This window comes from Duganella sp. Dugasp56 (genome assembly GCF_047304105.1).
GTDB classification, from domain to species: Bacteria; Pseudomonadota; Gammaproteobacteria; order Burkholderiales; family Burkholderiaceae_D; genus Rugamonas; species Rugamonas hordei.
Map to the genome: position 1 here is coordinate 130,850 of NZ_JBGLYQ010000007.1, position 13,369 is coordinate 144,218.

General features: G+C 65.4%; 13 protein-coding genes. 8 read left to right on the top strand and 5 right to left on the bottom strand.

All coding sequences use genetic code 11. The features are described from left to right. Positions 1–40 precede the first annotated feature (40 nt). From ACCD07_RS06730 to ACCD07_RS06750, 5 genes are all read left to right on the top strand, one after another. Positions 41–1,219 (top strand): acetyl-CoA C-acetyltransferase, encoded by a 1,179-nt coding sequence (locus ACCD07_RS06730; RefSeq protein WP_176653096.1) that lies wholly within the window; start codon positions 41–43, stop codon positions 1,217–1,219. A gap of 116 nt (positions 1,220–1,335) precedes the next feature. After that, positions 1,336–2,076 carry an acetoacetyl-CoA reductase gene (gene phbB, locus ACCD07_RS06735; protein WP_008443632.1) on the top strand — a complete coding sequence of 247 codons (741 nt, stop codon included), beginning with the start codon at positions 1,336–1,338 and terminating at the stop codon, positions 2,074–2,076. Positions 2,077–2,164: 88 nt separating this feature from the next. After that, on the top strand, positions 2,165–3,121 hold the full coding sequence (gene pip / locus ACCD07_RS06740) for a prolyl aminopeptidase (protein ID WP_176653095.1): 957 nt from the start codon (positions 2,165–2,167) through the stop codon (positions 3,119–3,121). Between the two features lie 61 nt (positions 3,122–3,182). Continuing rightward, complete coding sequence (locus ACCD07_RS06745) at positions 3,183–3,626, top strand: DUF2721 domain-containing protein (RefSeq protein WP_176653094.1); 444 nt, start codon at positions 3,183–3,185, stop codon at positions 3,624–3,626. Positions 3,627–3,650: 24 nt separating this feature from the next. Next, positions 3,651–4,103, top strand: coding sequence for a hypothetical protein (locus ACCD07_RS06750; RefSeq protein WP_176653093.1), 453 nt, complete (start codon positions 3,651–3,653; stop codon positions 4,101–4,103). Positions 4,104–4,111: 8 nt separating this feature from the next. On the opposite strand, the gene ACCD07_RS06755 is transcribed toward ACCD07_RS06750, so the two are convergent. After that, positions 4,112–4,705, bottom strand: coding sequence for an SRPBCC family protein (locus tag ACCD07_RS06755; protein WP_176653479.1), 594 nt, complete (start codon positions 4,703–4,705; stop codon positions 4,112–4,114). Between the two features lie 151 nt (positions 4,706–4,856). Here ACCD07_RS06755 and ACCD07_RS06760 point away from each other — a divergent pair, with 151 nt between their 5' ends. Beyond that, positions 4,857–6,902 carry an FAD-dependent oxidoreductase gene (locus ACCD07_RS06760; protein WP_413446874.1) on the top strand — a complete coding sequence of 682 codons (2,046 nt, stop codon included), beginning with the start codon at positions 4,857–4,859 and terminating at the stop codon, positions 6,900–6,902. A gap of 17 nt (positions 6,903–6,919) precedes the next feature. On the opposite strand, the gene ACCD07_RS06765 is transcribed toward ACCD07_RS06760, so the two are convergent. The 3 genes from ACCD07_RS06765 to ACCD07_RS06775 all read right to left on the bottom strand — a co-directional run bounded on the left by ACCD07_RS06765 (position 6,920) and on the right by ACCD07_RS06775 (position 10,974). Next, positions 6,920–7,690, bottom strand: coding sequence for a transporter substrate-binding domain-containing protein (locus ACCD07_RS06765; protein ID WP_176653091.1), 771 nt, complete (start codon positions 7,688–7,690; stop codon positions 6,920–6,922). A gap of 40 nt (positions 7,691–7,730) precedes the next feature. Beyond that, positions 7,731–9,458: a YbaL family putative K(+) efflux transporter gene (ybaL, locus tag ACCD07_RS06770; RefSeq protein ID WP_176653090.1), complete on the bottom strand. Its 1,728-nt coding sequence runs from the start codon at positions 9,456–9,458 to the stop codon at positions 7,731–7,733. A gap of 88 nt (positions 9,459–9,546) precedes the next feature. Continuing rightward, positions 9,547–10,974 carry a PLP-dependent aminotransferase family protein gene (locus tag ACCD07_RS06775; protein WP_413446875.1) on the bottom strand — a complete coding sequence of 476 codons (1,428 nt, stop codon included), beginning with the start codon at positions 10,972–10,974 and terminating at the stop codon, positions 9,547–9,549. Between the two features lie 81 nt (positions 10,975–11,055). Between ACCD07_RS06775 and ACCD07_RS06780 the strand changes: the two genes are divergently transcribed. Continuing rightward, positions 11,056–11,535, top strand: a complete 480-nt coding sequence (locus ACCD07_RS06780; protein ID WP_413446876.1) for a GNAT family N-acetyltransferase — start codon at positions 11,056–11,058, stop codon at positions 11,533–11,535. Beyond that, on the top strand, positions 11,532–12,155 hold the full coding sequence (locus ACCD07_RS06785; protein ID WP_176653087.1) for an NAD(P)H-dependent oxidoreductase: 624 nt from the start codon (positions 11,532–11,534) through the stop codon (positions 12,153–12,155). Before ACCD07_RS06780 ends, ACCD07_RS06785 begins: the two co-directional genes overlap by 4 nt. Here ACCD07_RS06785 and ACCD07_RS06790 read toward each other — a convergent pair. Further along, a complete protein-coding gene (locus ACCD07_RS06790; RefSeq protein WP_413446877.1) occupies positions 12,152–13,273 on the bottom strand; it encodes a beta-ketoacyl-ACP synthase III in 1,122 nt (373 codons plus the stop codon). The two genes, ACCD07_RS06785 and ACCD07_RS06790, sit on opposite strands and share 4 nt — an antisense overlap. Positions 13,274–13,369 lie beyond the last annotated feature (96 nt).

Genomic DNA, 13,369 nt, shown 5'->3' on the forward strand with positions numbered 1-13,369 from the left:
CTAAACTAAGCCGGCTGCGGCCGGCGCATTGGAGAATTAAATGGATGATGTAGTTATCGTGGCCGCTGGCCGTACAGGCGTGGGTAAATTCGGCGGCAGCCTGGCCAAAACCCCGGCATCCGAGCTGGGTGCGCACGTGATCAAGGGCCTGCTGGCCAAGACCGGCATCGATCCCAACCTGATCAGCGAAGCCATCCTCGGCCAGGTGCTGACCGCCGGCGTGGGCCAGAATCCGGCGCGCCAGGCCGTCATCAAGTCGGGCCTGCCGAACACTATCCCGGGCTTCACCATCAACCACGTGTGCGGCAGCGGCCTGAAAGCCACCCACCTGGCGGCGCAGGCCATCAAGGCCGGCGACTCGGAAATCATCATCGCCGGCGGCCAGGAAAACATGAGCGCCTCGCCGCACGTGATGAACGGTTCGCGCGACGGCTTCCGCATGGGTGACTTCAAGATGGTCGACAGCATGATCGTCGACGGCCTGTGGGACGCCTTCAACCAGTACCACATGGGCACCACCGCCGAGAACGTGGCGAAGAAATACGACATTTCCCGCACCGAGCAGGACGAGTTCGCGCTGAATTCGCAGCTGAAGGCGGAAGCCGCGCAAAAGGCCGGCAAGTTCAAGGATGAGATCCTGCCGCTGGAAATCGTGCAGAAAAAGGGCAGCATCGTGTTCGACAGCGACGAATACGTCAAGCCTGGTTCGACCATCGAAGCGCTGGCCGGCCTGCGTCCTGCCTTTGCCAAGGATGGCACGGTAACCGCCGGCAACGCCTCCGGCCTGAACGACGGCGCCGCCGCCGTCATCATGATGTCCGCCACCAAGGCCAAGGAACTGGGCCTGCCGGTGCTGGCCAAGATCAAGGCCTACGCCTCGTCCGGCCTGGATCCGTCGATCATGGGCATGGGCCCGGTATCGGCCACCAAGCTGTGCCTGAAAAAGGCCGGCTGGACCCCGGACGACCTGGACCTGATGGAAATCAACGAAGCCTTCGCCGCGCAAGCGGTGGCGGTGAACAAGGAAATGGGCTGGGATACCAGCAAGATCAACGTCAATGGCGGCGCGATCGCCATCGGCCACCCGATCGGCGCATCCGGCGCCCGCATCCTGGTCACCCTGATCCACGAAATGATACGCCGCGATTCGAAAAAAGGCCTGGCCTCGCTGTGCATCGGCGGCGGCATGGGCGTGGCGCTGGCGATCGAACGCGCATAAGCAACCGCGTATAAGCAACATATAACAGGTTTTGCGGAAGAGCCGCTCCGGTCCCGGAACTCGGCTGGAGCGGTGTCAGATGATTTTTAGTGTCAATTAACAAGAGGGGACGAAAAATGGCAAGAGTTGCATTAGTAACCGGTGGCATGGGTGGTCTGGGCGAAGCGGTGTGTTTCAAGCTGTCGGCGCTCGGCTATTGCGTAGTCACCACATATTCCCCTGGCAATCCGAAGGTCGAGCAGTGGCTCGCGACTACCCGCGATCAGGGCTTTAATTTCCGCGCTTACCCGTGCGACGTGGCCGATTACGATTCGGCCCAGGCTTGCGTGGCTGCCATCGAAAAGGACATCGGTCCGATCGATGTGCTGGTGAACAACGCCGGCATCACCCGCGACATGACCTTCAAGAAAATGGACAAGCCGAATTGGGACGCCGTCATGGCCACCAATCTGGACTCCGTGTTCAACATGACCAAGCCGGTGTGCGATGGCATGGTGGAGCGCGGCTGGGGCCGCATCATCAACATCTCGTCGGTGAACGGCCAGAAGGGCGCCTTCGGCCAGACCAACTATTCGGCCGCCAAGGCCGGCATGCACGGCTTCACCAAGGCGCTGGCGCTGGAAGTGGCACGCAAGGGCGTGACCGTCAATACCATTTCGCCGGGCTACATCGGCACCAAAATGGTGATGGAAATCCCTCAGGAAGTGCTCGATACCAAGATCATTCCGCAAATTCCGATGGCGCGCCTGGGCAAGCCTGAAGAAGTGGCCGGCCTGGTGGCCTATCTGTCGTCGGACGAAGCGGCGTTCGTCACCGGCGCCAATATCGCCATCAACGGCGGCCAGCACATGTCCTGACCGGCATCTGCAGCAGCCTCGAGCCAGGATCGTTCGCGATCCTGGCTTTTTTTTCGTACAATCTGCTATCACCGCCCTAAGGATAGCCATGTTCGACCCGACCTCGCCCCTGTTCCCGCCTGTTTTGCCCGTGCGTCATGGCATGCTGCCGGTGGACGACCTGCACACCATCTACTGGGAAGAAGTCGGCAATCCGGACGGCATACCGGTGATCTTCCTGCACGGCGGCCCGGGCGCGGGCCTGTCGCCGCAGCACCGCCGCTTTTTCGATCCGAAGGAATACCGCGTGATCCTGTTCGACCAGCGCGGCGCCGGCAAGTCGCTGCCGCTGGGAGAATGCCGCAACAACACCACCCAGCTGCTGGTGGAGGACATCGAACGCCTGCGCGCCATGTTCAACATCGAGCAGTGGCTGGTGTTCGGCGGCTCCTGGGGTTCGACCCTGGCGCTGGCCTATGGCCAGGCGCACCCGGAGCGCTGCCTCGGCTTCGTGCTGCGCGGGATTTTCCTGTGCACGCAGACGGAAATCGACTGGTTCCTCGACGGCGCGCAATGGTTCCATCCCGAGGTGCACGCCGAATTCATCGCGCCGATTCCGCCGGAGGAGCGCGGCGACCTGCTGCAGGCCTATGTGCGACGCATCATGAGCGACGACCCGGCGATCCACTGGCCGGCGGTGCGCGCGTGGAGCCGCTTCGAGGGGCGCCGCGTGTTCCTGCTGCCGCAGGCCGAGGATCCGCCGTCGGACACGCTGGACCTGGGCGTCGGCCGCCTGGAGTCGCACTACATGGCCAACCTGGGCTTCTTCAGCGACGAGCAGCTGCTGCGCAACGTCGGCCGCATCGCCCATCTGCCGGCGGTGATCGTGCAGGGCCGCTACGACGTGATTTGCCCGCCGGTGTCGGCCTGGCGCCTGCACCAGGCCTGGCCGGGTTCCATGCTGACCATGGTGCCGGACGCCGGCCACGGCGCGATGGAAAAAGGCATCGCGCGCGCGCTGGTCGGCGCCACCGAGGAATTCAAGCGGACCCGCACTTTTGCTTGAACAGGGGCGCGGGCTGTTACACTGTTAAAAAATCAAGCGCAACATACGTAAACACGCATACATGAACATCCAGATCGGCGATATCGGCCACATTATCCAACTGGCTATCGCGCCGGTTTTCCTGCTGACGGGCGTTTGCACCAACCTGATGGTGCTGACCAACCGCCTGGCGCGCATCATCGACCGCTCGCGGGTGCTGGAAGACCGGCTGGACATCGGCTACAGCGACGTCTATCTGAACGAACTGGATGTGCTATACCGAAGATCACACCTGATTAACGCGTCCATCACGCTGTCGACAGCCTGCGGCTTGCTGATTTGCCTGGTGATTGCGATGCTGTTCCTGGGCGATATCACCAACATCTCGCTGGACAAGTACATCGCCGGCATGTTCGTGGTGGCGATGCTGGCGCTGATCGGCAGCTTCTGCTACCTGCTGCGCGAGATTTTCATCGCCTCGGCGTCGATGCGCTCGCACCGCCACGTGCGCCGCCCGCTCAAATAACTTTGTAGAGAATAGAGTACCAACATGCACGACTACCAACGCCCTCCGACCCTGTACCGCTACGGCGTGCGCGAAGACCTGGAACTGGCGCTGACCCAGGGCCAGTTCATCCTGACGCCGGCGTCGAACTGCCTGACCTTGAGCTTCTCGCAGGTATGGGAGCGCAAGCTGTTCGAGCTGTTCTCGTCGGACAGCTGCCTGATCATCCACAACACCGAGGAATTCGGCGAACGCTTGCACCGCGCGGTGCAGCGCGCCCTGCCGAGTTGGGCAGGCATCGACGGCGCCATCGAATACGGCACCCGCGCCGCCCTGGGCGCGGCCTTCACCAAGACCGCCGCCGAAGCGCAGGAACACGAGTGGCAGTTCGCCTGGCGCGCGATGCAGGCCAAGCTGAGCCTGAACCCGGTGCTGATCAAGATCGGCAGCCTGGAAAACTTCGCCGAACTGCGCGACCGCGATACCTACCTGGCCTGAAGCCGGGGCTACTTCGGAATAGCTTCCACCCGCGGCTCGTCGCGGCGGTCGAGGCGGGCCAGCACGGCGCCCATCATGCGCTCGATATCGCCGCGTATCATCTTGGCGCCGAGGATGCCGGGCACGTAGAAGTTCGGTATCAGCCGGCCGCTGTAGACCACCTTGGTGCCGCCGGTTTCGGGCACCGGGATCAACTCCCAATGCGATTCATAGTGCTTCATGTCGCCCGAGATCAGCGAGATGTCGATGGAGGACATCGGCTGCTCGGTCGCGCGCACGATCAGGTGGATGGATTTGGACATGAACAGGAAGCGGGCCACGCCGAATTGTTCAATGATGACTTCATTGCCATTGCGCGACAGGACCTTGCACGACTCCAGGTCCGGCACGAATTCGGCCATGCGCTCGTAGCCGGTCAGGATGCGCCATACCTTGGTCAGCGGCGCCGCCACGGTGCCGGTGGCGTCCACTTCGTACATGCGCTGCGCGTCGAGTTCAACGCGGTTGACCGAAACCTCCAGCTTGGGCAATTCAAGCTTAGGTGCCTGCGCCATCGCCACCTGGGCGGCCGCACCTAACAACAGAAACAGAAGGAATCGCATCATTTTTCCAGCGTACGGGAAAGGGTGGCAGAATACAAGAGCGCTACCGCATGGTTACAAAAATTCGGCGGCCGGCGGCGGGACTTTAGAAGCCCGGGTCTAGAGAATTGGGTTTTAATGCGGGCATTCACGTCTGACTCTAACAACCATAATGACAACTACACCATACCCACACCTGCTGGCCCCCCTGGATCTCGGCTTCACCACGCTGCGCAACCGCGTCCTCATGGGATCGATGCACACCGGCCTCGAGGACCGCTTCTACAACTACGGCAAACTGGCCGCATTCTATCGTGAGCGGGCCCGCGGCGGGGTGGGATTGATTGTCACGGGCGGTATCTCGCCCAACCGCTCCGGATGGCTGCTGCCCTTCGGCGGCACGCTCAACTTCAAGGGCGACGTCTACAATCACCGCCGCGTCACCAATGCGGTGCACGAGGAGGGCGGCAAGATCCTGATGCAGATCCTGCACGCGGGCCGCTACGGCTATCAGCCGTTCGTGGTGTCGGCGTCGGAGAAGAAGTCGCCGATCTCGCCGTTCAAGCCGCGCGCGCTGACCGAGGCCGGCATCGAATCGACCATCCGCGACTACGCCCGCTGCGCCAAGCTGGCGCGCGAGGCCGGCTACGACGGCATCGAGGTGATGGGCAGCGAAGGCTACCTGCTCAACCAGTTCCTGTGCGCGCGCACCAACCTGCGCACCGACCGCTGGGGCGGCAGCATCGAGAACCGCATGCGCCTCTCGGTGGAAATCGTCAAGCGCATCCGCGCCGAAGTGGGCAAGGACTTCATCATCATGTACCGCCACTCGCTGCTCGACCTGGTCGACGGCGGCAACACCTGGGAAGACGTGGTGGCCGTGGCCAAGGCGCTGCAGCAGGCCGGCGTGACGATCTTGAATTCGGGCTACGGCTGGCACGAGGCGCGCGTGCCGACCATCGTGACCTCGGTGCCGCGCGGCGCCTTCGCCAGCCTGGCGGGACGCCTGCGCCGCGAAGTGACGATACCGGTGGTGGCGTCCAACCGAATCAACATGCCGGCCGAGGCGGAAGGCATCCTGCAGCGCGGCGATGCCGACATGATCTCGATGGCGCGCCCCTTCCTGGCCGATTCGCATTTCGTGGCCAAGGCCGCGCAGGGCCGCGCCGACGAGATCAACACCTGCATCGGCTGCAACCAGGCCTGCCTGGACCACACCTTCTCCAACCAGCGCGCCAGCTGCCTGGTCAACCCGCGCGCCTGCCACGAGACGGAGCTGGTCTATGCGCCGACGGCGAAGAAGCGCCGCGTGGCGGTGGTCGGCGCCGGTCCCGCCGGCCTGTCGGCGGCGACGGTGGCGGCCGAATGCGGCCACGACGTCACGCTGTTCGACTCCAGCGACAGCGTCGGCGGCCAGTTCAAGATCGCCATGCAGATTCCCGGCAAGGAGGAATTCGCCGAGACCATCCGCTACTTCCGCCGCAAGCTGGAATTGACCGGCGTGACGGTCAGGCTGGGCGTGCGCGTCACGCGCGAGCAGCTGCTGGCCGACGGCTACGACGACGTGATCGTCGCCACCGGCATCAAGGTGCGCCGTCCGCCGATCGAAGGCATCGACCACCCGAAGGTGCTGTCGTATATCGACGTGTTGCAGAACAAGGCGCCGGTGGGCAAGCGGGTGGCCATCATCGGCGCCGGCGGTATCGGCTTCGACGTGGGCGAGTACCTGCTGCACGACCCCGCGCATCCGCTGCCGCTGGCGCTGGATGTCTGGGCCAGGGAGTGGGGCGTCGACATGCAGGGCGATAAGCCCGGCGGCCTGACCACAGCGGCGGCGCCGGAACCGGTGCGCCAGCTGTATCTGCTGCAGCGCAAGACCTCCAAGCTGGGCGCGGGCCTGGGCAAGACCTCGGGCTGGGTGCACCGCGCCGTGTTGGCGCGCAACGGCGTGGTGATGCTGGCCGGCGTGCAGTACGACCGCATCGACGACCAGGGCCTGCACGTCACCATCGCCGGCGAACAGCGCCTGCTGTCGGTCGATAACGTGGTGGTGTGCGCGGGCCAGGACAGCCTGACCGAGTTGATGCCGTCGGAAGAGGAAGTCAAGGCCAACGCCAATTGGCCACGCTTCCACAAGATCGGCGGCGCGGCCTTGGCGGCGGAGCTGGACGCCAAGCGCGCCATCAAGGAAGGCGCGGAACTGGCGGTCAGCCTGTAGGCGCGCGGAGCGCCTCGTCAGCAGGATGTCGCGGTCAATCTCTTCTCAAGCAATTTCTGGATACTGCGGGATTTTGTCAGCCGGTCGATGGCCTCGTTCAGGGCGGGCAGGACGCTGTTGAGCTGCGCCGATTTCGACACCGCGAGCAGCACCGGTTCCGTGTCGAGCGGCTTGTCCACCACCGTCCACTTGCCGTCGCCCGGATACAGGCAATTGAGTCGCGCCTCGAGTTGCGCCGCGCCGCGGAAGCTGTCGAGCATCACCGCGTCGACGCGGCCTATGCTCAGCATCTTCAGGCGGCTGGCGATGGTCGCGGCGTTGTCCTCGACGGTGAAGGTCTTGCCGCGATGCTCCTCGAATTCCGTGCCATAGCGGCCGCCGCTCGATATCGAGATGACTTTGCCGCGCAGGTCTTCCCAGCGCTGGAAGCTCAAGGTGCTGCGCGCCGGCGTCACCAGCCATTGGCTGGCGGCGTATAGCGGCTTGCTGAAGTTGAACATGCGCTGGCGCTCAGGCGTCGCGGCCGCCCCGTACAGCAGGCCTTCGCCGTTCTCGGCCAGCATCTGAGCGCGTCGCCACGGATAGGGGTGGAGCACCAGGTTGAGCCCCGTCTCCGCTGCGAGCAGGCCGACGACGCCGGTGATGGCCGGTGCGGTCGGCATCGGGTTGCCGTTGGCGTCGCTCTGGTCGGCGACCAGCACCGCAATTTCGCTGGCTGTCTCGCCGGCCAGCGCGGGGCCCGCTGGCGACAGCGTGGCGAGCAGGGTGACGAAAAGAAGTTTTTTCATGAGTAAGTTGCCGCTCCCGCGCGGCCTTGTATCGATGGTTTTAATGAGATGACCGATTGCGCTTCAGGTTGGACAGCACATATTCTGTCATCCCCTTGGCCAGCTCCTGCTCGCCGATGAAGATCTCGCCCGCGCGCTCGCCGCGCAGCAGTTCCGCCTCGGCGTCGCTGTGGGTGCGCACCACGGTCTTGATGTCGGGATTGAGCGCGCGCGCCGTCTCGATCATCGCCCGCACATGGAAGGTGTCCGGCGTGGCGATCACCAGCATCGAAGCGCGCGCGATGTGCGCCTGGATCAGCACCGCCGGCTCGCCCGCGTTGCCGGCCACCGCGTGCACGCCGTCCTTGCGCAATTGGTCGACCACTTCGCGGTTCTGCTCCGCCACCACGAAGGGGATGCCACGCTCCGTCAACGAGGCGGCGATGCGGCTGCCCACGCGGCCGTAGCCGACCAGCACCACCTGGCCAGCCAGGTGCTCCTGCGGCACCGACAGCGGCAGCTCCGCCAGCGGATCGGCGGCGCGTTCGAATTTCGCGGCCAGCGCGCCGTTCCTGCCGATCCAGCGCTCCAGCGGCTTGGTGATGCGGAACACCACGGGATTGAGCGCGATCGAGATGATCGCGCCGGCCAGTATCAGGCTTTGTCCTTCAACCGGCATCAGTTTGAGCGACAGCCCTAGCGCCGCCAGGATGAAGGAGAATTCGCCGATCTGCGCCAGGCTGGCCGACACCATCAGCGCCGTCTTGGCCGGATAGCGCAGCAGCAGCACCAGCAGGAAGGCGGCCACCGATTTGCCGATCACGACGATCGCCACCACCGCCAGCAGCTTGAGTGGCTGCTCGACCAGTATCGACGGCTCGAACAGCATGCCGACCGAAACGAAGAACAGCACCGCGAACGCGTCGCGCAGCGGCAGCGATTCCTCGGCTGCGCGATGCGCCAGTTCGGATTCGCGCAGCACCATGCCGGCAAAGAAGGCGCCCAGCGCGAACGACACGCCGAAGTAATGGGTCGACGCATAGGCGATGCCGACGGCGGCGGCGATCACGCACAGCGTGAACAGCTCGCGCGAGCCGGTGCGCGCCACCTGCCACAGTATCCACGGGAACAGCTTGCGGCCGACCACCAGCATCAGCGCGATGAAGGCCGCCACCTGGCCCAGCGTGATCGCCAGCGTGGTCCACAGGCTGGCATCGCCCGCAGGCGCGCCGTGGGCGCCAGTCAGGTCGGCCGGCGTGCCGCCCAGCGAACCGGCCAGCGCCGGCAGCAGCACCAATACCAGCACGGTGACCAGGTCTTCCACCACCAGCCAGCCGACGGCGATGCGGCCGTTGAAGCTATCGAGGATGCCGCGCTCCTCCAGCGCCCGCAGCAGCACCACGGTGCTGGCCACCGACAGCGCCAGGCCGAACACCAGGCCGCCGCCCAGGCTCCAGCCCCAGAAGTGCGCCAGCGCCATCCCGAGCGCGGTGGCCACGGCGATCTGCAGCACCGCGCCGGGCAGCGCCACGCGCCGCACGGCCCACAGGTCGTCGAGGGAAAAATGCAGGCCGACGCCGAACATCATCAGCATCACGCCGATTTCGGCCAGCTGCCCGGCCAGCGCGGTGTCGGCCACGAAGCCCGGCGTGGCGGGGCCGATGATGATGCCCGCAGCCAGATAGCCCACCAGCGCCGGCAGTCTGAGGCGCGTTGCGAGATAGCCGAACAGCAGGCCGAAGCCCAGCGCGGCCGCGATGGTGGTGATCAGGCTGATATTGTGGGGCATGCGTGCGGGGCTCCTGCTGCAGGATGAATGAACCCTAGCGTAGCACAATCGCCCGGCGCGCGAAGTTGTGGAAACTCACATGGCCATGTCACATCAGCTTCAATATCCGCTCGCCCAGTTCACGCGCCCGCTGCGGCGTGTCGATGTTGGTGAACCCCAGCAGCAGCGCGGACGCGGGGTGCGGCAGCACCGTCCGCTCCGACAGCGGCAGCGCCGCCATGCCGTCCTGCAGCATGCGCGCCGCCAGCGCGCGGTCGGTATGGTGGCCCTTCATGCGCAGCACCAGGTGCATGCCGCCCGGCTGCGGGTCGACCCGCAGATGCTTGCCCAGCACCGCGTCGAGGCCTTCGGCGGCGATCTTGCGGCGCTCGGCGTACAGCCGCCGCATGCGCTGGATGTGACGGGCGAAATGGCCTTCGTTCATGAAATCGCTGACGATGGCCTGCGTCAGCGCCGGGCCGCCTGACGAGAAGGTCTGGCAGGTTTGTTCGAAGCGGCGCACCTGCGCCTGCGGCACCACCAGGTAGGCCAGCCGCGCGGCCGGGAACAATACCTTGCTGAAGGTGCCGGCGTACAGCACGCGGCCTTCGCGGTCCAGGCTTTTGAGCGCCGGCAGCGGGCGGCTGACGTAGCGGTACTCGCCGTCGTAGTCGTCCTCGACGATCCAGGCGCCGGCCTGGGCGGCCCAGTCCAGCAGGGCCAGGCGGCGCGGCAGCGACAGCGACACGCACAGCGGGCTTTGATGCGCCGGTGTGACGATGGCGGCCCTGGCGTGCGGCGCGGTGGCCACGCCGTGCGACACCACCAGGCCGTCGGCGTCGACCGCCACCGGCGCCAGCGTCATGCCGGCTTGACGCAGCAGATCGCTGGTGGGCGTGTAGCCGGGATCTTCGACCCACACGCCGTCGCCCGGTTGCAGCACGGCGCGCGCGACCAGTTCCAGCGTGTTGCGGTAGCCGGAGGTGATGAACACCTGAGCCGGCGAACAGTCGATGCCGCGCGCCAGCTGCAGGTAGGTGGCGATGGCGGCGCGCAGCGGCGCATGACCGGCGAACGGCGGGTAGACCATGTGCTCGGCCTGCATGGCGCGGATCGAACGCGCCGCCAGCCGCGCCCACACCTTGCGCGGAAAGGCGTCCAGCGCCGGCAGGCCCAGTTGAAACGGCCGGTTCAGCGAGACGATCTCGGAGAAGGGCGCGGCCGTGTCCTTGGCCTTGCGCGCGCGCGGAGGGGCGGCCGATGCGGTTGCGGCATGGCGCGCCAGCGCCGGCGTGACGATGGTGCCGGCCTGGCCGCGCGTTTCGACATAGCCTTCGGCCGCCAGCAGCGAGTAGGCCGCTTCCACCGTGCCCCTGGCCAGTCCCAGTTCCAGTGCCAGCGCGCGGGCGGACGGGATACGCGCTTCCGGCGGCAGCAGGCCTTCCGCGATGGCGCCGCGGAAGCGGGTGTAGATTTGCCGGTACAGCGGCTCGGCCGCGGCGGCGTCGAGCCGGAGGAAGTCGGGTGTCTTGGTCATATGGCCTAGTCTATATGTCATATCATGGCTCTGTGGATTATGCCATTAACGTCTTAAGATGGCATTTTGAAAGGATCGACCATGAACGACCAACCGAGTGAACAACTGAATGAACAACTGAATGAACAACTAAGGGACGTGGAAACGGAAGACCAGCTGCGCGCCTGCTATCCGGTGATGAAGGAACTGCGCCCGCACCTGGAAACCGAAGAGGAATTCGTCGCCCGCGCGACGCGCCAGGCCGCGCAGGGCTACCGCATACTTGCGGCCTGGGACGGCGGCGAGGTGGTGGCGCTGGCCGGCTACCGCCTGCAGGAGAACATGGTATATGGCCGGTTCCTGTACGTCGACGACCTGGTCGCCGCCGAGAAAAGCCGCCGCCACCGCTGGGGCGCGCGCCTGCTGGAACAGTTGAGCGGCTACGCGGAACGCGCCGCTTGCGCCAAGTTGGTGCTCGATACCGGCTTGTCCAACGCGCTGGCGCAGCGCTTCTATTTCCGCGAGGGCCTGCTGCCGGGCGCGATGCGCTTCGGTAAACTCCTGAAGGAGGGGGCCGTATGAAGATCCTGCACATCACTTGCAGTCCGCGCGGGCAGCAGTCCGCGAGCTACCGCCTGTCGCAGCGCGTGATGGACCGGTTGCTGGCGGAGCATCCGGCGGCGCAGATCGTCACGCGCGATTTATGGGCCGAGCCGCTGGCGCACGTCGATGGCGAATATGCGGCCGCTTTGGGCGGCACGCGGGACGGCGCACCGGCGGCGAACGCGCGCGGCCTGTCGTCGCTGGCCATGTCGGACCGGCTGATCGCCGAGCTGGGCGACGCCGACTGCGTGGTCATCGCCACGCCGATGCACAACTTCACGGTGCCGTCGGTGCTGAAGGCGTGGCTGGACCACGTGGTGCGCATCGGCGTGACCTTTAACGCCACGGCGGAAGGCAAGATCGGCACGCTGGCGGACCGGCCGGTGTACATCGCCGTCAGTTCCGGCGGCTATCGCACCGGCGAGCGCGCCCGCCAGCCCGACTTCCTCGAACCCTATCTGCGCGCGATCCTGGCGACGATAGGCCTGAAGCGGCTGCGCTTCGTCTCGGTCGAGGCCACCGCCGCCGGCCCGGAAAGAGCGACGGCCGCATACGCGGCCGTCGAGGAAGAGCTGAACGACTGCTTCGCCGTCGCTTAAATCCGGCGCACCACCACGCAGCCGATCGAGTAGCCGGCGCCGAAGGAGCAGATGACGCCCAGCTGGCCCGGCGCCATGTCGTCCGAGTACTTGTGGAAGGCGATCACCGAGCCGGCCGACGAGGTGTTGGCGTAGGTGTCGAGGATCACCGGCGCCTCGCCCGGCTCGGCGTCGCGGCCCAGCACCATGCGGCTGATCAGCAGGTTCATGTTCAGGTTGGCCTGGTGCAGCCAGTAGCGGCTCACTTGCGGCACTTCCAGGCCGGCGCCGGCGATGGTGGTCTTGATCATCTCGGCAGCCATCGGGCACACGTCCTTGAACACCTTGCGGCCCTGCTGGCGGAACAGCTTGTCCGGCTGGCCGATGCCCGTTTCGTCGAAGCGGTTGAGGAAGCCGAAGTTGTTGCGGATATTGTTCGAGAAGCTGGTCTTCAGCTTGGTCTCGACGATTTCCCAGCGGTGTGCACCCTTGGCCGTATCGGCCGCTTCGATCACCATCGCCGTGCAGGCGTCGCCGAAGATGAAGTGGCTGTCGCGGTCGCGCCAGTTCAGGTGGCCGCTGGTGATTTCAGGATTGAGCACCAGCACCGCGCGCGCCTGGCCGCTTTGCACCGCCGCCACCGCCTGCTGGATGCCGAAGGTGGCCGACGAGCAGGCCACGTTCATGTCGAAGCCGTAGCCTTCGATGCCCAGCGCGCCTTGCACTTCCACCGCCATCGCCGGATAGCCGCGCTGCATGTTCGAGCAGGCCACCAGCACCATGTCGATATCGGCCGGCTCGCGGCCGGCGCGGTCCAGCGCCTGGCGCGCCGCCGCCACGCAGATCTCCGCCTGCAGCGACAGTTCGTCGTCCGCGCGCTCCGGAATGCGCGACACCATGCGCTGCGGATCGAGGATGCCGGTCTTTTCCATCACGTAGCGCGACTTGATGCCCGACGCTTTTTCGATGAAGGCCACGCTGGACAGCTCCAGCGCCGTGACGGTGCCTTCGGCGATGGCGGCGGCGTTGTCGGCGTTGAACTGTTCGGCGTAGGCGTTAAAACATTCGACCAGTTCTTCGTTGGAGATCGATTGCGCTGGCGTGTAGAGGCCGGTACCGCTGATGACGGCTTGTTTCATGATTAAACTTTCAAATTAGGCAATGGCTTGCGCCAGTAATGGTGCAAATTCTACACAATGAGTACACGTTAGGCGAAAATAAAAGCGGCGCCCTGA